This is a genomic window from Sulfuritalea hydrogenivorans sk43H, from assembly GCF_000828635.1.
In the GTDB taxonomy this organism is placed as follows: domain Bacteria; phylum Pseudomonadota; class Gammaproteobacteria; order Burkholderiales; family Rhodocyclaceae; genus Sulfuritalea; species Sulfuritalea hydrogenivorans.
The window spans coordinates 327,927-347,939 of sequence record NZ_AP012547.1 but is presented as its reverse complement, the minus strand read 5'-3'; the positions used below and the strand labels follow the sequence as shown (position 1 = coordinate 347,939).

At 63.3% G+C, this 20,013-nt stretch carries 21 protein-coding genes; 14 read left to right on the top strand and 7 right to left on the bottom strand.

Annotated elements, in window-relative coordinates; all coding sequences use genetic code 11:
• Positions 1-40: 40 nt before the first annotated feature.
• The 13 genes from SUTH_RS01725 to slmA all read left to right on the top strand — a co-directional run bounded on the left by SUTH_RS01725 (position 41) and on the right by slmA (position 10,548).
• Positions 41-865 (top strand): cytochrome C assembly family protein, encoded by an 825-nt coding sequence (locus tag SUTH_RS01725; protein WP_041096616.1) that lies wholly within the window; start codon positions 41-43, stop codon positions 863-865.
• Positions 865-2,136, top strand: coding sequence for an HlyC/CorC family transporter (locus tag SUTH_RS01720; RefSeq protein ID WP_041096614.1), 1,272 nt, complete (start codon positions 865-867; stop codon positions 2,134-2,136). Before SUTH_RS01725 ends, SUTH_RS01720 begins: the two co-directional genes overlap by 1 nt.
• Positions 2,137-2,190: 54 nt before the next feature.
• A complete protein-coding gene (locus tag SUTH_RS01715; RefSeq protein WP_041096613.1) occupies positions 2,191-3,423 on the top strand; it encodes a type II secretion system F family protein in 1,233 nt (410 codons plus the stop codon).
• Between the two features lie 33 nt (positions 3,424-3,456).
• A complete protein-coding gene (locus tag SUTH_RS01710; RefSeq protein WP_041096611.1) occupies positions 3,457-4,311 on the top strand; it encodes a prepilin peptidase in 855 nt (284 codons plus the stop codon).
• 124 nt (positions 4,312-4,435) lie between these two features.
• Positions 4,436-4,696, top strand: a complete 261-nt coding sequence (locus SUTH_RS01705) for an FmdB family zinc ribbon protein (protein ID WP_041096609.1) — start codon at positions 4,436-4,438, stop codon at positions 4,694-4,696.
• 14 nt (positions 4,697-4,710) lie between these two features.
• Positions 4,711-5,331: a DUF502 domain-containing protein gene (locus SUTH_RS01700; protein ID WP_041096607.1), complete on the top strand. Its 621-nt coding sequence runs from the start codon at positions 4,711-4,713 to the stop codon at positions 5,329-5,331.
• Between the two features lie 36 nt (positions 5,332-5,367).
• Complete coding sequence (gene aspS / locus SUTH_RS01695) at positions 5,368-7,167, top strand: aspartate--tRNA ligase (RefSeq protein ID WP_041096605.1); 1,800 nt, start codon at positions 5,368-5,370, stop codon at positions 7,165-7,167.
• 5 nt (positions 7,168-7,172) lie between these two features.
• Positions 7,173-7,517 carry a ribonuclease domain-containing protein gene (locus tag SUTH_RS01690; RefSeq protein WP_041096603.1) on the top strand — a complete coding sequence of 115 codons (345 nt, stop codon included), beginning with the start codon at positions 7,173-7,175 and terminating at the stop codon, positions 7,515-7,517.
• Positions 7,514-7,966 carry a barstar family protein gene (locus SUTH_RS01685; protein ID WP_041096601.1) on the top strand — a complete coding sequence of 151 codons (453 nt, stop codon included), beginning with the start codon at positions 7,514-7,516 and terminating at the stop codon, positions 7,964-7,966. Before SUTH_RS01690 ends, SUTH_RS01685 begins: the two co-directional genes overlap by 4 nt.
• Positions 7,966-8,424: a dihydroneopterin triphosphate diphosphatase gene (gene nudB, locus SUTH_RS01680; protein ID WP_041096599.1), complete on the top strand. Its 459-nt coding sequence runs from the start codon at positions 7,966-7,968 to the stop codon at positions 8,422-8,424. Before SUTH_RS01685 ends, nudB begins: the two co-directional genes overlap by 1 nt.
• 73 nt (positions 8,425-8,497) lie before the next feature.
• The gene (locus tag SUTH_RS01675; RefSeq protein WP_041096597.1) at positions 8,498-8,911 is read left to right on the top strand and encodes an Hsp20/alpha crystallin family protein; all 414 of its coding nucleotides are present in this window, start codon (positions 8,498-8,500) and stop codon (positions 8,909-8,911) included.
• A 147-nt stretch (positions 8,912-9,058) separates the two neighbouring features.
• Positions 9,059-9,943 carry an acetylglutamate kinase gene (gene argB, locus SUTH_RS01670; protein WP_041096596.1) on the top strand — a complete coding sequence of 295 codons (885 nt, stop codon included), beginning with the start codon at positions 9,059-9,061 and terminating at the stop codon, positions 9,941-9,943.
• Positions 9,944-9,960: 17 nt separating this feature from the next.
• Positions 9,961-10,548, top strand: coding sequence for a nucleoid occlusion factor SlmA (gene slmA / locus SUTH_RS01665; protein ID WP_041096594.1), 588 nt, complete (start codon positions 9,961-9,963; stop codon positions 10,546-10,548).
• A 240-nt stretch (positions 10,549-10,788) separates the two neighbouring features.
• Here the strand turns inward: slmA and hemB are convergent, their stop codons facing one another.
• Together hemB and yihA are read right to left on the bottom strand one after the other, a co-directional pair.
• Positions 10,789-11,799, bottom strand: coding sequence for a porphobilinogen synthase (gene hemB, locus SUTH_RS01660; RefSeq protein ID WP_041096591.1), 1,011 nt, complete (start codon positions 11,797-11,799; stop codon positions 10,789-10,791).
• A gap of 285 nt (positions 11,800-12,084) precedes the next feature.
• On the bottom strand, positions 12,085-12,696 hold the full coding sequence (gene yihA, locus SUTH_RS01655; protein ID WP_041096589.1) for a ribosome biogenesis GTP-binding protein YihA/YsxC: 612 nt from the start codon (positions 12,694-12,696) through the stop codon (positions 12,085-12,087).
• Positions 12,697-12,859: 163 nt separating this feature from the next.
• Between yihA and SUTH_RS01650 the strand changes: the two genes are divergently transcribed.
• Positions 12,860-13,468: a c-type cytochrome gene (locus SUTH_RS01650; RefSeq protein WP_408054962.1), complete on the top strand. Its 609-nt coding sequence runs from the start codon at positions 12,860-12,862 to the stop codon at positions 13,466-13,468.
• A 102-nt stretch (positions 13,469-13,570) separates the two neighbouring features.
• On the opposite strand, the gene SUTH_RS01645 is transcribed toward SUTH_RS01650, so the two are convergent.
• The 5 genes from SUTH_RS01645 to hemA form a co-directional block, all read right to left on the bottom strand.
• Complete coding sequence (locus tag SUTH_RS01645) at positions 13,571-13,984, bottom strand: bacteriohemerythrin (protein ID WP_041096585.1); 414 nt, start codon at positions 13,982-13,984, stop codon at positions 13,571-13,573.
• A gap of 113 nt (positions 13,985-14,097) precedes the next feature.
• A complete protein-coding gene (gene prmC, locus SUTH_RS01640; RefSeq protein ID WP_041096583.1) occupies positions 14,098-14,955 on the bottom strand; it encodes a peptide chain release factor N(5)-glutamine methyltransferase in 858 nt (285 codons plus the stop codon).
• Positions 14,952-16,028, bottom strand: a complete 1,077-nt coding sequence (prfA, locus tag SUTH_RS01635) for a peptide chain release factor 1 (RefSeq protein WP_041096581.1) — start codon at positions 16,026-16,028, stop codon at positions 14,952-14,954. Before prfA ends, prmC begins: the two co-directional genes overlap by 4 nt.
• A complete protein-coding gene (gene plsB, locus SUTH_RS01630; protein ID WP_148312821.1) occupies positions 16,009-18,519 on the bottom strand; it encodes a glycerol-3-phosphate 1-O-acyltransferase PlsB in 2,511 nt (836 codons plus the stop codon). The genes prfA and plsB overlap by 20 nt, the downstream gene beginning before the upstream one ends.
• A gap of 45 nt (positions 18,520-18,564) precedes the next feature.
• Complete coding sequence (hemA, locus tag SUTH_RS01625; RefSeq protein WP_041096577.1) at positions 18,565-19,818, bottom strand: glutamyl-tRNA reductase; 1,254 nt, start codon at positions 19,816-19,818, stop codon at positions 18,565-18,567.
• Positions 19,819-20,013 lie beyond the last annotated feature (195 nt).

Sequence of the window (20,013 nt, the reverse complement as noted above, 5' to 3'; positions counted from 1 at the left end):
GATGCAATAAGAGTAGGGAGGCTTGGTGTAGACTTCGCCGATGCCCGCAATCTTAATGCATCTGCTGGCCGCGGCCCTGTATGCCGGCCTGGCGGTACATCTTTGGCGCACCCGCTGGCGCGGACCGGTGCTCGACCAGCCGTCCGGCGGACTCAGGCTCGGCGAACGCGGCTTGCTGCTGATTGCGCTGGTGGCGCATGCCGTCAGCCTGCGCATGGCGATATTCGATGGCGGCAGCATGCGCTTCGGCTTCGCCATCGCGCTTTCGGTGATGCTCTGGCTGGCGATCGCGCTTTACTGGATCGAGAGCTTCTATGCCCGCATGGAGGGCCTGCAGGTCATCGGTTTGCCGGCCGCCGCAGTGGCGGCCCTGCTGCCTGGTGTGTTTGCCGAAGGCCATGTGCTGGCCAACGCCGGCTCGATGGCGTTTCGCCTGCATTTCCTGATGGCCATGCTGGCCTACAGCCTGTTTACGTTGGCGGCATTGCACGCCCTGCTGATGGCGACCGCGGAAAAGAGCCTGCATCGAGGTCGCATATCGCCGCTGCTGGCCGGCTTGCCGCCCTTGCTGACAATGGAGGCACTACTGTTCCGCCTGATCCATGTCGCCTTCGTCCTGCTCACGTTCACGCTGATTTCAGGGGTGTTCTTTTCCGAAACCCTGTTCGGCAAGGCGCTGAGCTTCAACCACAAGACGGTGTTCGCGATTCTGTCCTGGCTGATTTTTGCCGCGCTGCTGGCGGGTCGCCATTTGCGCGGCTGGCGCGGCCGGATTGCGCTGCGCTGGACCCTGGCCGGCTTCGCCGCGCTGCTGCTGGCCTATGTCGGCAGCCGCTTCGTGCTTGAGGTCATCCTCGGCCGCTGATGGACGGTATTCCCTTATCCGCGCAGTTCATTGCGCTGGCGGTATTGCTCGGCTGTTCCGCTTTTTTCTCCATGGCCGAGACGGCGATGATGGCCTCCAACCGCCACCGCTTGCGCCACATGGCAAGCCACGGCGATCGCGGCGCGAAATTGGCCCTCGACCTGCTCGGCCGCACCGACAAGATGCTGGGCGTGATCCTGCTCGGCAACAACCTGCTCAATGCCGCTACCGCGACCCTGGTATCGGTGATCACCATCGAGTTGTTCGGCGAGGAAAAGTGGGCGCTCTCCATCGGCACCCTGCTGGTGACCTTCGCCATCCTGGTGTTCGCGGAAATCACGCCGAAGATTCTCGGTGCCGCCCACGCCGACAAGCTGGCGCGCGTGCTGGCCTTCCTGATCTGGCCACTGCTGCGCGCCGCCTACCCGATCGTCTGGTTCGTCAACCTGTTCGTCGATGGCCTGCTGCGGCTGCTGCGGCTCAAGCCCTCCGGCGGTGGCGACAGCTCAAGACTGAGCGCCGAGGAATTGCGCTCCCTGGTGCTCGAATCCGGCAACTTCATTCCGCAGCAACACCGGTCCATTCTGCTCAACCTGTTCGAGCTGGAGCAATTGAGCGTAGCCGACATCATGACGCCGCGCGGCGAAATCGAGGCCATCGACATCGCCGCGCCGATCGATAGCATCAAGGCCCAGCTGGCGACAAGCTTCCACACCCGGGTCGTGGTATTCGAGAACGACCCGGCCAACATTGTCGGCGTCCTGCATCAAAAACGGCTGCTGGCCGAAGCCTTTGCCGGCGAGATCGATTACGCGGCACTGCGCGAACGCATGTCGGCGCCCTATTTCATTCCGGCTGCGACGCCGATCTACACCCAGCTCGGGTTTTTCCGCGAAAACCGGCAGCGCATGGGGCTCGTGGTGGATGAATATGGCGAGATCGAGGGCTTGGTCACGCTGGAAGACATCATCGAGGAACTGGTCGGCAAGTTCACCACACGCCAGTCGGATTTTGGAAGCGCGCTTTCCTGGAGCGATGAAGGCGTGGTCCTGGTCGATGGCTCGGCCGGCCTGCGGGATCTCAATCGCATGCTGGACCTGGAGTTTCCCCTGGATGGACCGCGGACGCTCAATGGGTTGATTGTCGAACATTTGCAGGATATCCCCGAGGTGGGCGTCGGCGTGCGAGTGGGCGGCGTGCCGATGGAGATCGTGCAAACACAGGATCGAAAGGTCAAGATGGTGCGTCTTCACCGACCCGGCGGAGAGTGATACTCTGGGCATATTCGGAGCGTAGAATGCCAAAAATTCAAGCGGGGGAAGCCGATGGCCACAGCAGGCAAGGCAGATAAGAAGGACGGCCCAAAGGAATTCAGTTTTTCCTGGGAGGGCAAGAACAAGGCTGGCAAGGTGGTCCGCGGCGAGATCAAGGCGGCCGGCGAAGCCGTGGCGAATGCCGCGCTGCGGCGGCAGGGGATCAACGTCACCAAGCTCAAGAAACTGAAAGCCAGCTCCGGCGGCAAGGTGTCGGACAAGGACATCACGCTGTTCTCGCGGCAACTCGCCACCATGGTCAAGTCGGGCGTGCCGCTGTTGCAGTCTTTCGACATCGTCGGCAAGGGCACCAACAATCCGGCCCTGGCGAAGCTGCTGTTCGACATCAAGTCCGACGTTGAAACCGGCTCCAACCTCGCCGTGGCCTTCCGCAAGTATCCGATGTACTTCGATGCCCTGTTCTGCAATCTGGTCGAGGCGGGCGAGCAGGCCGGCATTCTCGACACGCTGCTGGATCGCCTGGCGACCTACAAGGAAAAAATCCAGGCCATCAAGTCCAAGATCAAGAGCGCCCTGACCTACCCGATCGCCATCCTGATCATCGCCTTCATCATCACCGCGGTGATCATGATTTTCGTGGTGCCCGCATTCAAGGGCGTGTTTGCCAGTTTCGGTGGCGAGCTCCCCGCGCCGACCCTGATCGTGATTGCCATCTCGGACTATTTCACGGCCAACTGGCACATCATCTTCGGCAGCATCTACGCGGTGATTTACGCCATCAGCCAGGCCTTCAAGCGCTCAGTGGCGCTGCAAATTGCCAAAGACAAGATTTCGCTGAAGCTGCCGGTTTTCGGCGACATGCTGACCAAATCCGCGATCGCACGCTGGACGCGAACCCTGTCCACCATGTTTGCCGCGGGCGTGCCGCTGGTCGAAGCCCTCGACTCGGTCGGTGGCGCCGCCGGCAATTACGTCTACATGATGGGAACCAAGGCGATACAGGCCGAGGTCAGCACCGGCTCCAGCCTGACGGTGGCCATGGAAAATTCTGGCTTGTTCCCGCCCATGGTGACGCAGATGGTTGCCATCGGCGAAGAATCCGGCCAGCTCGATTCGATGCTGGGCAAGACCGCGGACTTCTTCGAAGCCGAAGTCGACGAGGCCGTCGAGGCGCTGTCGAGCCTGATGGAACCGATGATCATGGTCTTCCTCGGCGGCCTCATCGGCGGCCTGGTGGTCGCCATGTACCTGCCGATCTTCAAGCTTGGTTCGGTTGTCGGCTAAGTCGGCGGCCGGGTTGGCGACCGAGCGCAGAGGATGATCGCCCAGCTCGCCGATCCGGCGCTGTTTGCTCTCGTCGCCGGATTCTTCGGCTTGATGATCGGCAGTTTCCTCAATGTCGTCATCCATCGCCTGCCGATCATGATGGAGCGCGACTGGGCGGCGCAATGCGCCGAGTTCAAAGGAGAGGCTGCGCCCGTCGTTGAACCGCTCTCGCTGGCGCACCCGCGTTCGCGTTGCCCGAAATGCGGCCATTCGATCACGGCGCTGGAAAACATCCCGATCATCAGCTGGATTCTGCTGCGGGGACGCTGCAAGGGATGCTCGGCGCCGATATCCATCCGCTACCCGCTGATCGAGGCCACAACGGGGCTGCTGTTTGCCTTTGCCGGCGGGCACTTCGGGTTTACCGCCGCCGGCCTTGGCGCCCTGCTGTTTGTCGCGGCGCTGATTGCCCTGACCGGTATCGATTTCGATACTCAGTTGCTGCCCGACGACATCACCCTGCCGCTGCTCTGGCTGGGCCTGGCTCTGAATGCTTTCGGCGTCTATACGGACCTGAAGAGTGCCGTGATCGGTGCCATGGCGGGTTATCTGTCGCTGTGGGGCGTGTATTGGGCATTCAAGCTCGCGACCGGCAAGGAAGGCATGGGTTACGGTGACTTCAAGCTGCTGGCGGCGCTCGGTGCCTGGCTGGGATGGCAGATGCTGCCCCTGGCGATACTGCTTTCCTCGTTCGTCGGGGCGGTGGTCGGCATCGCGCTGATGATCTTTGCCCGCCAGGGGCGCAACGTACCGATTCCTTTCGGTCCCTACCTGGCTGCCGCGGGAATCATTTCCCTGGTCTGGGGCAAACCCCTGACCCGAGCCTATCTGGGCATAAGCCTCTAGCCGTCTGCCTCTTGCAAACCCGCCGTCCGGCCTCATTTTCCCGGCATCGGAACAAAGCAGTCCTGGCCGGCGCGCCAAGGGCTTCAGCTATAATCCCCCTCTTTGCCGAACACCGGAGAATGCCATGCCGATCTACGCTTATCGCTGCACCGAATGCGGCTTTGAGAAAGATGTCATGCGGAAAGTCAGCGATCCGCTGCTGACTACCTGCCCTGAATGCAAGACCGAGAACTTCGCCAAGCAGTTAACCGCGCCCGGCTTCCAGCTCAAGGGCAGTGGTTGGTATGCCACCGACTTCAAGGGTGGCGGCTGTCAATCGGCGGCCAAGAGCGATAATCCGCCACCCTGCCAGGGCGGGACCGGCAGTTGCGCGGCCAACACTTGAGCACCTCTTCAGCCTTGAAGAAATACTTCATCACCGGGCTCCTGATCTGGGTCCCGCTGGTAATCACCGCATGGGTGCTGTCGCTGATCGTCCGCTCCATGGACCAGTCCCTGCTGCTGCTGCCGCAGGCGATTCACCCGGAGCACCTGCTCGGCGTGTACATCCCGGGCATCGGTGCCCTGCTCACCTTGCTGGTGGTGTTCCTGACCGGCCTGGTGACGGCGAACATCGTCGGCCAAAAGCTGGTGCGCTTCTGGGAAGGCGTGCTGGCGCGCATTCCCGTAGTGAAGTCGATCTATTACAGCGTCAAGCAGGTCAGTGATACGCTGTTCTCGGGCAGCGGCGTCGCCTTCCGGAAAGTCCTGCTGGTACGCTATCCGCATCCTGAGGCGTGGTCGGTGGCCTTCCAGACCGGACATCCGGCCGTCGATGTCGCCGACATGCTGCCGGAAGAACACGTCGGCGTCTTCATCCCGACGACACCGAGCCCGGTCAACGGCTTCTTCTTCTTCGTCAGGAAGAAGGATGTCATCGAACTCGACATGAACGTCGACGAAGCCTTGAAGTACATCGTCTCCATGGGCGTCGTCGCCCCGCCCATGAGGAATCCCCTCGGGCGCGCCCAGAATCAGTAAGGCCCCGCGGGGCCGCCACAACCGTTCGGAAAACCTATGCGTACCCATTATTGCGGCGAGGTGAATGCCTCCCATGTCGACCAGATCGTCACGCTATGCGGCTGGAACCATCGCCGGCGCGACCATGGCGGCGTGATCTTCATCGACCTGCGCGATCGCGAAGGCCTGGCCCAGGTGGTTTGTGATCCCGATCGCCCCGAGATGTTCAAGGTCGCCGAGGACGTGCGCAACGAGTACGTGCTGAAGGTGACCGGCAAGGTGCGCCGCCGTCCCGCCGGCACCGAGAACTCCAACCTCGCCTCGGGCGAGATCGAAATCCTTTGTCATGAACTGGAAGTGCTCAACGCGGCCGTGACGCCGCCCTTCCAGCTCGACGAGGAGAACCTCTCCGAGAACGTGCGCCTGACCCATCGCGTGATCGACCTGCGCCGGCCGCAGATGCAGAAGAACCTGATGCTGCGCTACAAGGTGGCGATGGCCTTCCGTCGTTTCCTCGACGAGAAGGGCTTCATCGACATCGAGACGCCGATGCTGACCAAGTCCACTCCGGAAGGCGCACGCGACTATCTGGTGCCCTCCCGCGTGCATCCCGGCCAGTTCTTCGCCCTGCCGCAATCGCCACAGCTGTTCAAACAATTGCTGATGGTTGCCGGCTACGACCGCTACTACCAGATCACCAAGTGCTTCCGTGACGAGGACCTGCGCGCCGACCGCCAGCCGGAATTCACCCAGGTCGATATCGAAACCTCCTTCCTGACCGAAGAGCAGATCACCGCGCTGATGGAGGAAATGATCCGCAGCGTGTTCAAGACCGCGCTGGCTGTCGATCTGCCCAATCCCTTCCCGCGCATCACTCACGCCGAAGCCATGCGACGCTATGGTTCCGACAAACCCGACCTGCGCGTCACGCTGGAGCTCACCGAAGTCACCGATGCGGTGACCGATGTTGCCTTCAAGGTCTTCAGCGGCCCGGCAACGTCCGGCGGCCGTGTCGCGGCGCTGCGCGTGCCCGGCGGCGCGGCGCTGACCCGCGGCGAGATCGACGGCTACACCGAGTTCGTCAAGATCTACGGCGCGCGCGGCCTGGCCTACATCAAGGTCAATGACGCCTCGAAGCTCAACGAGGAAGGCCTGCAGTCGCCCATCGTCAAGAACCTCCATGAAGCCGCGCTGAAGACCATCGTCGAGCGCACCGGGGCGCAATCGGGCGACCTGATTTTCTTCGGCGCCGACAAGACCAAGATCGTCAATGACGCACTCGGCGCGCTGCGCACCAAGCTCGGCCATGAGAAAGGCTACGTCGACGGCTCGGCTTGGCGGCCGCTGTGGGTCGTCGATTTCCCGATGTTCGAATACGACGAGGAAAACAAGCGCTGGTCGGCCTGCCACCACCCCTTCACCAGTCCCAAGGACGGTCACGAAGCCCTGATGGCAACCGATCCCGGCGCCTGCCTGGCCAAGGCCTACGATCTGGCTTTGAATGGCTGGGAAATGGGCGGCGGCTCGGTGCGTATCCATCGTTCCGAGGTTCAGGAGCGGGTGTTCCAGGCGCTGGGCATCGGCCCCGAAGAGCAACAGGCCAAGTTCGGCTTCCTGCTCGACGCGCTGAAGTATGGCGCGCCGCCCCACGGCGGCCTGGCCTTCGGCCTCGACCGCATCGTCACCATGATGGCGGGCGCCGAGTCGATCCGCGACGTGATCGCCTTCCCCAAGACGCAGCGAGCCCAGTGCCTGCTCACCGATGCGCCGTCCGATGTGGACGAAAAGCAACTGCGCGAACTGCACATCCGGTTGCGGCAGAAGGTCGAGACCCAGGTAGAGGTCGGCAAGGGCTAAACACCATGATGCGCCGCTTGCTTGCCATAGCGGCTCTGCTGCTTGCAATCCCGGCAGCGGCGTTCCAGTCATCGACGATAAGCCTCGGCGAACTTCCGCCCGAAGCACGCGAAACCCTCAGGCTGATCGAGGCCGGCGGGCCTTTCCCGTACCGCCGCGACGGCATCGTGTTCCAGAACCGTGAGCGCCGCCTCCCCGAACAGCCGAAGGGCTATTACCGCGAATACACGGTGCCGACACCCGGCAGCAAGGATCGCGGAGCGCGGCGCATCATCGCAGGCGACAAGCCGCCGCAGGTGTTCTACTACACTGCCGATCATTACAAAACCTTCCGCCGGGTTCAGCGATGACTATCGCCCACTACGAAAACCTGTTTGCCGATGCCTCCCGGGCCGGCGTGCATCACCTGCCGCACGGCCCCATCGACGACCTGCTCGCGGGCGCGGGCGCCGCCGGCTGCCTGGTGCTGCGGGTCGATCTGGCCGCCGCGCGCAACAAGGACGAGATGCTGGCCGCACTCGGCCATGCCCTGCGCTTTCCCGAGTGGTTCGGCCAGAACTGGGACGCGCTGACCGACTGCCTGCTCGACATGGGCTGGCTGCCGGCGACCGGCTACGTGGTCATCCTCGACCATTGCGACGGCATCCATGGTCGCGCCGAGGCCGACTTCGTCACATTGATGCAAATCTTTCAGGATGCCGCCGCAACCTGGCGCGAGGACAACATCCCGTTCTGGTGTCTGGTCGACATGCAGGCCGACGGCATCGCCTGGTTGCCGACGGTGCCGCAGCCGGGCTGATGAAATACAAGAAGCCGGTCTCGGTGCTGGTGGTGATCCACACCGCGGCACTGGACGTGCTGTTGTTGGAACGCGCCCGCCACCCCGGCTTCTGGCAATCCGTCACCGGCAGCCAGGAAGACGACGAGCCGCTGATCGAAACAGCCCGTCGCGAAGTACTGGAAGAGACCGGCATCAAGGCTGTCGCGGCCGATTTCATCGACTGGCAAGTGACCAACCGCTACGAAATCTTCGCCGAGTGGCGCTATCGCTACGCACCGGGCGTCACGCACAATATCGAGCACGTGTTCAGCCTGTGCCTGCCTGAACCAAGCGACGTGACCATCGCGCCCGACGAACATCTGGCCTGGCGCTGGCTGCCGTGGCGACAGGCCGCCGAGGCCTGCTTTTCATGGAGCAATCGCGACGCCATCCTCGAATTGCCAAGGCGACTCGGCATGCCGCGGCAAGGCTCTTGAAATTTCTCCCATGGCGCTCATGTAATGCGCATGCCCCGTCCGAGCGGGGCCCCAACTCAAAAAGGAGCATGAAATGAGCAACTTGATCCGTCGCGATCCGCTTGACGACTTGTTCCGCGGTTTCTTTGTCCGCCCGGTCGAATATGGATCGCAGCCTGATGCACCCGCCGTGAAAATCGATGTCAAGGAACAGGAGAAAAGCTACCTGGTCCATGCCGAAGTTCCCGGCGTGAAGAAGGAAGACATTCATGTCGCCATCGATGGCGCCATCGTGTCCATCAGTGCCGAGCGGCGCGAAGAGAAGGACGTGAAGGAAGGCGAGCGCGTGCTGCGCACCGAGCGCTATTTCGGCAAGGTCTCGCGCAGCTTCCAGCTGGCGCAGGAGATCGACGAGGCGCAGGTGACCGCAAAATACACCGATGGCGTGCTCGAACTGGTGCTGCCGAAAAAGGCGGCGACGCAGGCGCGCAGAATCACCATCCAGTAAGCAGCGCGGGAGTCGGCGCTGGCGCTACGCCGACGGAGCCGCTGCGAAGTGTTTTGCAATCAGGGCAACCCGCCGCCAGCGGGTTGCCCTGATTGCTTTCGCTGTCGGTAGAATGCGCGAAGTTACCACTCGCACTCGCCGACACCCATGACCGAAAAGCTCTCCCCCGCTGCCAAGGCCGGCGTTCTGGCCGAAGCCCTGCCCTACATCAAGCGTTTCCATGGCAAGACCATCGTGGTCAAGTACGGTGGCAATGCGATGACCGACGAGCACCTGAAGCAGTGCTTCGCCCGCGATGTGGTGCTGCTCAAGCTCGTCGGCATGAACCCGGTGGTGGTGCATGGCGGCGGCCCGCAGATCGAGAACCTGCTGGCCCGCGTCGGCAAGAAGGGCGAGTTCGTGCAGGGCATGCGGGTGACCGACGCCGAGACCATGGATCTGGTGGAAATGGTGCTCGGCGGCCAGGTGAACAAGGAAATCGTCAACCTCATCAACCAGCATGGCGGCAAGGCCGTGGGCCTGACCGGCAAGGATGGCAACTTCATCCGCGCCAAAAAGCTGATGATGGAAAACAAGGATGCGCCGGGCGACCTGATCGACATCGGCCAGGTCGGCGACATCGTCTCGATCGACCCCAGCCTGATCGCGCTGCTCGACACCGGCGCCTTCATCCCGGTGATCGCGCCGATCGGCGTCGGCAGCGAGGGCGAGACCTACAACATCAATGCCGATGTCGTTGCCGGCAAGATCGCCGAAGTACTGAAAGCGGAAAAGCTCGTGCTGCTGACCAACACGCCGGGTGTGCTGGACCAGTCCGGCAAGCTGATCACCGGCATCACGCCCAAGCAGATCGACGACATGGTGGCCGACGGCACGCTCTCCGGCGGCATGCTGCCCAAGATCAGTTCGGCGCTGGACGCGGCCAGGAGCGGCGTGAAGGGCGTGCACATCATCGATGGTCGCGTCGAGCATGCGCTGCTGCTGGAAATCATGACCGACGAAGGCGTCGGTACGCTGATCAAATCGAAATAACCGACGGAACAATCGCCATGAACGAAGCCCGCGCCGCCAAGGTTGGTGAAAAGAAGCTGCTGATCCTGCAAACCATTGCCGAAATGCTGGAGCGTCCGGCGGTGGAAAAAGTCACCACGGCCCTGCTCGCCAAGCAGCTCCAGGTGTCGGAAGCCGCGCTTTACCGTCATTTCGCCAGCAAGGCGCAGATGTACGAAGGCCTGATCGAGTTCATCGAAAGCGGCGTGTTCTCGGTGATCACCCAGATCGAAGCCGCCGAGGAATCCGGCCTCAAGCAGGCCGAAGCCATCGTCGCCTCACTGCTGCGCTTTGCGCAGAAGAACCGCGGCCTGACCCGGGTGCTGGTGGGCGACGCGCTGGTGCACGAGAACCCGCGCCTGCAGGCGCGCATCAACCAGTTGCTGGATCGCATCGAGTCGACGCTCAAGCAATGCCTGAAAGTCGCCTCGGCCCAGGGCGCGCTGGCGGCCGAGCACGATTTTTCCGCCCATGCCGACCTGCTGGTTTGTTACACGGTTGGCCGCTGGCAGCGCTTCGTCAAAAGCGGCTTCAAGGACGATCCGCTGGCCAACTGGCCGGCGCAGTGGCCGATACTGGCGCGCTGATCGCCGTCCCGCCAGCGCCGACTTTTCTTAACGTGAAACACCGTGTTCGAAGGCTCCGGTAATGGACGCGCGCAGCGCGCCGACTGGTAACCCCCCGTGAGGGGGGAAGGGAGCGGGCGACAAATTCGCTTTTAGTTATGGCCGCTGCGCTTAACGCCGATGAGGCCGGCGTTAGCCTTCACTGAAACTTCGTCTTTCGCGTGTTTCATCTTCCGCGGGTGGTGCTCGGTGCCATGAGCGTTAGCTCTTCAGCAGCGTCGCCGCCTCCAGCGCAAAGTACGTCAGTATTCCGTCGCAGCCGGCACGCTTGAAGGAAAGCAGCGCCTCCATCATCACCGCATCGTGGGCCAGCCAGCCGTTCTGCGCGGCGGCTTTCAGCATCGCGTATTCGCCGCTGACCTGATAGGCGTAGGTCGGCACGCCGAATTCGTCCTTCACCCGACGCACGATGTCCAGATACGGCATGCCCGGCTTGACCATCACCATGTCGGCGCCTTCGTCGATGTCCAGCGCCACTTCGCGCAGTGCCTCGTCGGTGTTGGCCGGGTCCATCTGGTAGGTGTATTTGTTACCCTTGCCCAGGTTGCCGGCGGAGCCCACCGCATCGCGGAAGGGGCCGTAAAACGCCGAAGCGTATTTCGCCGAATAGGCCAGGATGCGGGTGTGGATCAGCTTCTCGGCATCCAGCGTGGCGCGGATGCGGCCGATGCGGCCGTCCATCATGTCCGAGGGCGCCACCACGTCGGCGCCGGCGCGGGCGTGGCACAGCGCCTGTTTCGCCAGGGCTTCCAGCGTTTCGTCGTTCATCACGTAGCCGCGCGGATCGGCCGGATCGATCAGGCCGTCCTGGCCGTGGCTGGTGTAGGGGTCGAGCGCGACGTCGGTGATGACGCCGAGTTCCGGGAATTCCTGCTTCAGACGAGCCACCACGGTCGGCACCAGGCCCGCCGGGTTCCAGGCCTCTTCCGCCCCCTGCGTCTTCCTGCCGCTGTCCACCACCGGGAACAGGGCGAGCGCCGGGACGCCCAGCTTCAGCGCCTTTTCGGCCACCGGTAACAGACGGTCGAGCGACATGCGCTCGACGCCGGGCATCGACGCAACCGCCTCGGTACGGCCCGAGCCCTCCAGGACAAAAACCGGATAAATCAAGTCGTCTGCCGTCAGTGTGTGCTCACGCATCAGGCGCCGCGAGAAGTCGTCGCGGCGCATCCGCCGCATCCGGGACTTGGGGAATACACCTTTTGTAATCATGGACTTAACCTTCAGAAAATTTTGACGGTTACTTGAACTTTAACGTACATGGCCTATCATAGTATCCAGATGGCGGTGGACCTTGTCCTTCCCGTTGTCTCCCGCTTCACCTCCCTGAGCGGGTGCCTTGAACATTTCAAGGTGTTTCCGCCCTCGACCTTCCTCCCCTTTGGTCGAGGGCTTTTATTTTGGCGAAGCCAAAATAAAAGCCCGTCGGGCAAATTGTAACGGCTATCCCCCCGGCCCCCTTTTCAAAAAAGGGGGTGACTGCATTGGCTGACTGCGTCAGATTGTTGGCGATGGAGCGCCATTCAGCCAGCCTCCGATCACTTGTTCCGCTTCTTCCATGCCGGTTTTTTTCAGGCTGGAGAACATCTGGACGGTCACTTGTTCGCCAAAATCGGCGAGGGCCGCGCGGGTTTCGCGCAGGGTCTTGGCCTGCTCCTGGCGCGTCAGCTTGTCCGACTTGGTCAGGAGGCAATGGATCGGCCGGCCGGTAGGGCCGAACCAGCCGATCATCTTCCAGTCGAGTTCGGTCAGCGGGCGTCGCGAATCCATGATCAGCACCAGCCCGACCAGATTGGAGCGGCAGGTCAGGTAGTGTTCCAGCAGGCCTTGCCACTGCAAGCGGACCGCCAAAGGCACCTGGGCATAGCCATATCCTGGCAAATCGACCAAGGCCGCGCCATTTCGCATGCGAAATACGTTGATCAGTTGCGTCCGGCCGGGCGTCTTGGAGACAAAGGCCAGCCGCGTATGCCCTACCAGGGTATTGATGGCGCTGGATTTCCCTGAATTGGAGCGCCCCGCGAAAGCGATCTCCGCACCTTCCGGCAAGGGCAGGCCACTGGGCTGGGCGACGGAAATTTCAAAGCTGGCGTGGCGGAACAGGGACATGGGAGGTACTTCACAGATACGCCGCCGGGACAGGCTGACGTGGAGAAATCGGGCGAGCTGGGATAGAATATCAGGTTTACAATTTTCGAATTCTGCAGTTTCCGAGGAGTTTTTGTCCATGAAGCGTTCCCTGCTCAGTTGCCTTCTTACCCTGCTGTGCGCGATGGCTGCATCCGGCGCCCAGGCGGCCGACGCCCCCAAGGCAACTCCGAAAGGTGATGCCGCACGCGGCCAGGCGGTCGCTTCCACCGTTTGCGTGGCCTGTCACGGACCCGACGGCAACAGCCCGCTGGCTGCCAACCCCAAGCTGGCGGGACAGCACACCGAGTATCTGTTCAAGCAGATGAAGAACTTCAAGGCCGCCGACGGCAAGCAGCCCGAGCGCGTGAATGCGATCATGAACGGCATGATCGCCGCCTACGACGATGGCCAGATGCGTGATCTGGCGGCGTATTTTGCAACGCAGACCCAGAAGGGCGAAGCCGCCAGGAACCGCGAAACCATCGAACTGGGCCAGAAGCTGTATCGCGGTGGCGATCAGGCCAAGGGCCTGCCGGCCTGCGCGGCCTGCCATGGCCCGGCGGGCGCGGGCATTCCGGCGCAATATCCGCGCATTGGCGGCCAGTTTGCCGAATACACCGAGGCCCAGTTGAAGGGCTTCCGCGAAGGTTCGCGCGCCAATGACCCGAACAAGATGATGCGCATGGTTGCGATCAAGATGACCGACGCGGAAATCAAGGCCGTATCCGACTATATCGCCGGCCTGCGCTGAGAATCCCCGCTTGAAAAAGGGCGGCCCGAAGGCATTCGGGGCCGCCCTTGGTTTTTCTGTCAGTCAGGGTTGCGGCGCTTTGCGGCAGCCCGCGGCCAAGCCCTATGCGGCCCGCTTTCCGGCAAGCGCCGGAAACTCACTGGCGACATAGGCCGCGTACTCCCGGTCGCTGGCCAGGACATGGCGGATGAACCAGTCCTCGAAGAAGCCGACCAGGTTGTCACCCGTTGCCCTGCCTTTCAACTGATCTTCCAGTCTGGCAAGCTGCTCGATGAGCCTCGAGTGCGAATCGCGATGGTTCGCACGATCGGGATAGCGGATTATTTCCAGCAGGGCGTCCTCGACAGCCAGGTGGAACTTCATGTATCCCGCCAGTTCTGTCAGGAAGAAATGCAGGATATGCCACGGGTCGCGTTTTTCGACCGAGTTTTCGAGGGCAAGCAGGTGCTCGAAAATCTTCCTGTGCTGATTGTCGATCTCTTCGATCCCGATGGCGAAACTGCTGTCCCACTTCATTGTCATTTCCTTCTCGCGTATCGCCCAGCAGGTTCTCCACAACCTTCCGCCAGCGGGTCGGATTGTAGCGACAATGGCTGATACAGCGACCGCACCCGTCGGGTATCGGGTTTCTACCTCAGCCGGCCGCCGCTGACGCGCACGATGCCGGCGAGATCGCGGTGTTGTTCGATCCCGGCCAAGTCCGCTGCCTTCAGCAATTCACGCACCGCTTCGGCCTGATCGTAGCCATGCTCCAGCCAGAGTTGCCCGCCGGGCGCCAGATGCGCCGGGGTCGCCGCGATGATGCGGCGAATGTCGTCCAGCCCGTCGGCACCACTGGACAGCGCCGTCGACGGCTCGTGGCGCAGGTCGCCCGCGGCAAGATGCGGATCGCCTGCGGCGATGTAGGGCGGATTGGCGACGATCAGGTCAAAGCGTTCGCCGGCCAGCGCGGCGAACCAGTCGCTTTGCAGCAGGCGCAATTGCGCGCCAAGCCGTTCGGCGTTGCGGCGCGCCAAGGCCAGCGCCGCGGCCGAAGCGTCCACCGCGACAACCCGTGCCTGCGGACATTCCAGGGCCAGGGTGATGGCGATACAGCCGCTGCCCGTGCCCAGATCGAGCATCGTCACCGTAGCGGACTCTGTCTGCCGGGAATTCCGCTTCGCGGGCCGGCAAGCGCCGACTCCCGACTTGAGAACAACATCCACCAGCAACTCGGTCTCCGGGCGCGGGATCAGCACGGCCGGCGAAACCTCGAACTCGCGCCCGAAGAATTCGCGGAAACCAGCCAGATAGGCCACCGGCTCGCCGCCGGCGCGGCGCGCCACCAGCGAAGCAAAACCGAGCAGCACATCCTCATCGAGCACGTCGGCATCGTGCGTGATCAGCCAGGCCGCCGGCTTTCCCAGCACATGCCCCAGCAGCAGGCGCGCCTCGCTCGCGGGCAGCTTCGCGCGCGCCGCTGCCAGCGCTGCGGCAACGGTGGTCATTCCGAAAGCGCCGCCAGCAGCTCGGCCTGATGCTCGGCCGTGAGGGCGCCGACCAGCTCGTCGAGGTCGCCGTCCATGATGGAGTCGATCTTGTACAGCGTCAGGTTGATGCGATGGTCGGTGATGCGGCCCTGCGGGAAGTTGTAAGTGCGGATGCGTTCGGAACGGTCGCCCGAGCCGATCAGGCTCTTGCGCTCGGAGGCAATCTTCTGCTGCTGCTCGCGCTGTTTGGCGTCGTTGATGCGCGCCGCCAGCACCGACATGGCCTGTGCCTTGTTGCGGTGCTGCGAGCGGTCGTCCTGGCATTCGACGACGATGCCGGTCGGAATGTGCGTGATGCGCACCGCCGAATCGGTCTTGTTGATGTGCTGGCCGCCGGCGCCGGAGGCGCGAAAGGTGTCGATGCGCAGGTCGGCCGGATTGATGTCGATGTCCACCAGCTCGTCGGCTTCCGGCATCACCGCCACGGTGCACGCCGAGGTGTGGATGCGGCCCTGGGTCTCGGTCACCGGCACGCGCTGCACGCGATGGCCGCCCGACTCGAACTTGAGCTTGGAATAGGCGCCGTTGCCCTCGATTCGGGCAATGATTTCGCGGAAGCCGCCGAGGTCGGATTCGCTGCGCGAGACGATCTCGACCTTCCAGCGCTGGCGTTCGGCATAGCGGCTGTACATGCGGAACAAGTCGGCGGCGAACAGCGCGGATTCGTCACCGCCGGTGCCGGCGCGGATTTCCAGAAACAGGTTGCGCTCGTCGTTGGGGTCCTTCGGCAGCAGGGCACGCTGCAACTCCACTTCGAGCCGGGCCATTTCCGCGCTGGCGGAGGCCTGCTCGGCCAGTGCGAGTTCCTTCATCTCCGGATCGGACAGCATCTCGGCGGCACCTGAAAAGTCGGCGCTGGCGCCACGGTAAGCATGGAACAGTTCCACCACCGGCGTGATGTCGGCGCGCTCGCGGGTCAGCTTGCGATAGTTGTCCATGTCGCGCGCGACGTGCTCGCCCCCCAGCAGGCCGTCGATTTCCTCCAGGCGTTCGCTCAGGCGCTGGAGTTTTTCAAGAATGCTTTTCTTCATGGGACAAGCTTTCGGGCACCGGGGCGGCGGCGCGGGCTATCAGTTGGATGCTGTGGCGAACATCCGCGGCGAGCAGCAGTTCGGTTTGCTCGGCGGCACGGGTGATCCGTTCGTCGAATTGCAGGAGGCCCGAAGCGTCGGTTTGCAGAATCTCGGCGTCGATCAGGTTGCGAATCACGTTGGCGAACAGCAGCTTCTCCGGAAACTCGGCGACGTTGAATTCGTGGAGCATGGCCAGCCGCTGCGCCAGCAGGTGGGTGGCTTCTTCAAGGCCGGCGCGGGTCAATCGGCCGCTGCCGTGATGCTGCAGCAAGGCCAGGGTGAGGAACTGCCGCTCCAATGTCGGACGGATGATGTTGCCCAGTTGCCGCAGTTCCGGGTTGGCTTCGCTGTTGGGGGGCGGAGCCCGCAACAGTTCTGACTGGCAGTCCGCCACGATCAGGCCGCGGCGGGTCAGCGCCGCTTCCGCCTGGTCGATCGCGACATCCAGTTCCGCAGCGTCCCACGGCAGGAACAGTTCGGCGCGCAACAGCCCGTAGATGCCCTTGATCGCCTGTTTCGCGCGCTGCCTCGTCAATATCTGGTTGTGGCTGACCAGGCAGGCCAGCAACGCAGGCAGGGCCAGCAAGTGCAGTACGTTATTGCGGAAATAGGCCAGCAACGCCGCCTGCCCCTCCTCGGCGCGAACGATGTCGCCCAGCGGATGGGGGTGGCATTCGACCAGTTCCAGCGTGCGCACATAGTCGATCACCTCGGCGGCGGGCTGGTCGCAGGTGATGATCGAGGCGTGGTAGGGGGATTCGGCCAGCAGGTACTGGACATGCCCGATCTGCTTTTGCAGCAGTCGAAAATCGGCGGCGTGCTTGGGGGTGGAAAGCAGGGTGACCGCAAGCAGATTCACCGGAGTGACCACCGCGAGGGAGTTTATCCGGCGCGCCAGTTCTGTTGCCGTCGCATCCACGGCACCGCGCAGCCAGGGCGCCTGCGCGTCGAGACTATCGTCGCGCCAGTCCGGATGATGGGCATCGAGGAACTCGGCCAGCGCCAGCGGCGGACCGAAATTGACATGGACCCGCCCGAAATTGCGCTTCAGCACGCGCGCGGCACGCACCAGGCCGACCAGCGATTCGGATTTCTTCGGCCGACCGTGCAGCTCGGCGATGTAGCTGCTGCCTTCCATCAATTTCTCGTAGCCGATATAGACCGGAACGAAGACCAGCGGCCGGGCGTGGCTGCGCACGAAGCTTTGCACCGTCATCGCCAGGATGCCCGCCTTGGGCGCCAGCGTGCGTCCGCTGCGGCTGCGCCCGCCCTCGATGAAGTACTCCATCGGGAAGCCGCGGTCGATCATCAGGTGCACGTATTCCTGGAACACCGCCGCGTAGAGCGGCTCGCCCTTGATCTTGCGGCGCAGGAAGAAGGCGCCGGAGCGCCGCAGGATGGAGCCCACCAGTGGCAGGTTGAGGTTGGAGCCGGCGGCGATGTGGGGCACCATCATGCCGCGGGTGAAAATGATGTAGGACAGCAGCAGGTAGTCCGCGTGGCTCCTGTGGCACGGCACATAGACGATGCCGTGCCCCGGGGCCACCGCCGTGACGCGCTCGAAATTATGCACTTCGATGCCGTTGTAGACCTTGTTCCAGACCCAGGTCAGGAACAGGGCAAAGGCCTTGACCACGGCGTAGCTGTAATCCGAGGCGATTTCGATCGCGAACTCGCGGGCCGATCGTTTCGCCGCCACCAGGGAAATCGACTTGGCTTCGGCCTCGGCGACGATGGCCTTGTGCACCGAAGGCATGTTGAGCAGGGTTTGCAGCTGGGTATGGCGGTGCGACAGGTCGGGTCCGATCGCCATTTCGCGCTGGCGCCGGAAATGCACCCGCAGGATGCGCCCGAGTTTGCGCACCGCGTGTGGCTCGTCGATGCCGTCGCTGAGGAACTCGCGCAGGGAAATCGGCGCGTTGAATCGCACCATCGTGTGGCGGCCGTGGATCAACATCGCCAGCAGATGGCGCAAGGTGCTGACCTGCTGCCAGGATTCCGCGAGCAGGGCCTTCAATACCGAATCCTGCTTGCCGGGCTCGCGGCCCCAGAGTACGGTTACCGGCACCAGTTGCACGTCGAAACGCGGATCGGCGAAGGCGGCCCTGACCATGGCCTTGAGCATGGGCGCCGCGCTGACGCGCGGATTGGGTACCAGGCGGCCGCGTTCGTTATGCGAGAGGAAGAAAAAGGAGCGCTGCGAACTGAAGGCCTCGTCCCGCATCGGATGCATGGCGCGTGGCAGGCCGATCTGGCCGCACTCGTGGTCGACCACCAGCAGGTTGGAGAGGTGGCGTTCGTCGAGGACGTAGCAGACCGGAATGTCGGGCTTCAGCTCCAGTTCCTCCGGGTTGTCCGGAAACACCTGGGTCCGCGTTCCAAGGTAGAGGACGCGGCGCATCAGGGCAAGTGCAAGCCCCATGAAGTCGAACATTGAAAGCTTGCTCACGTGCGGCCGGGCACGCGCCCGTGCATTCGATGCGGAGCCACGCAGCTACTCCCCGGAATTGAGGCGATAGATGCGGGAGATCAGCTCTGCGACTTCCGCGCGCTCGCGGCCTTCGGCCTGGTTCAGGGCGTGGGTCGGGGCGTGCAGCAACTTGTTGGTGAGACCGTGCGACAGCGCATCCAGCACCTTGGCCGGATCGTCGCCGCGCGCCAGCAGCTTCAGCGCGTGCTCCACTTCATGGCGGCGCGCGCGTTCGGCCGTATCGCGCAGGGCGCGGATGGTCGGCACCGTTTCGCGCGATTCGAGCCAGTGCAGGAAACCCGAAACCCGGTCGGTGATGATCGCCTCCGCCTCGACCACGGCGGCCTGGCGCGATTCGAGGCCGGATTCGACAATCTGGCCGAGGTCGTCGAGGGTGTAGAGAAAGACGTCATCGAGCCGGGTCACTTCGGCCTCGATGTCGCGCGGCACGGCCAGATCGACCATCACCATCGGCCGGTGCCGGCGCGCCTTCAGGGCGCGCTCGACCATGCCGAGGCCGATGATCGGCAGCGAACTGGCGGTGCAGGAAACCACGATGTCGTAATCCGCCAGGCGCTCGCCGAGCTGGTCGAGACGCATGGCATCGCCACCAAAGCGCGCGGCGAGATCGGCGCCGCGCTCCAGCGTGCGGTTGGCGATGGTGATCCGCTTCGGCTTCTGCGCGGCGAAATGGGCGGCGCACAGTTCGATCATTTCACCGGCGCCGATGAACAGCACCTGCTGCGCGGCGATGCTGTCGAAAATGCGCGCGGAAAGATGCACGGCGGCGGCGGCCATCGACACCGTATTGGCGCCGATCGCGGTGGTTGAACGCACCTCCTTGGCGACGGCAAAGGTGCGCTGGAACAGCTTGCCCAGCAGCGTGCCCAGCGTCCCGGCCTCTTCCGCGGCGCGTGCCGCCTGCTTCATCTGGCCGAGGATCTGCGGTTCGCCCAGCACCATCGAATCCAGCCCGGCGGCGACGCGGAACATGTGGCGCACGGCGTCCTGCTGCGGATGCTGGTAGAGGTAAGGCTGGATTTTCTGCGGCGACAGCGAGTGATATTCCGCCAGCCAGTCGGCCGCCGCCTGCGGCTGTTCGGCGGCGCAATAGAGTTCGGTGCGATTGCAGGTCGACAGGATCGCGGCCTCGCGCACGGTTTTCGCCCGCAACAGGTCGTGCAAGGCCTGCCCCATGCGTAACGGGTCAAACGCCACCTGCTCGCGGACTGCCAGCGGGGCCGTATGATGGTTGATGCCCAGAGCGAACAACTGCACGGCGATATGCCCTTGAAACGACTAAAAAACAACCGACAGGAAGTATTAGAAACCCATAGTACCCAAAGGACAAGCCCGGTTCCTGCGCTACAGCCGCCGCAGCCAGTCCAAGATACGAATTATATGTCCGCCGCCCACCGGAAGGCGGACGGTATCCCCTGGTGGGATATGTCCGCCGCCCACCGGAAGGCGGAC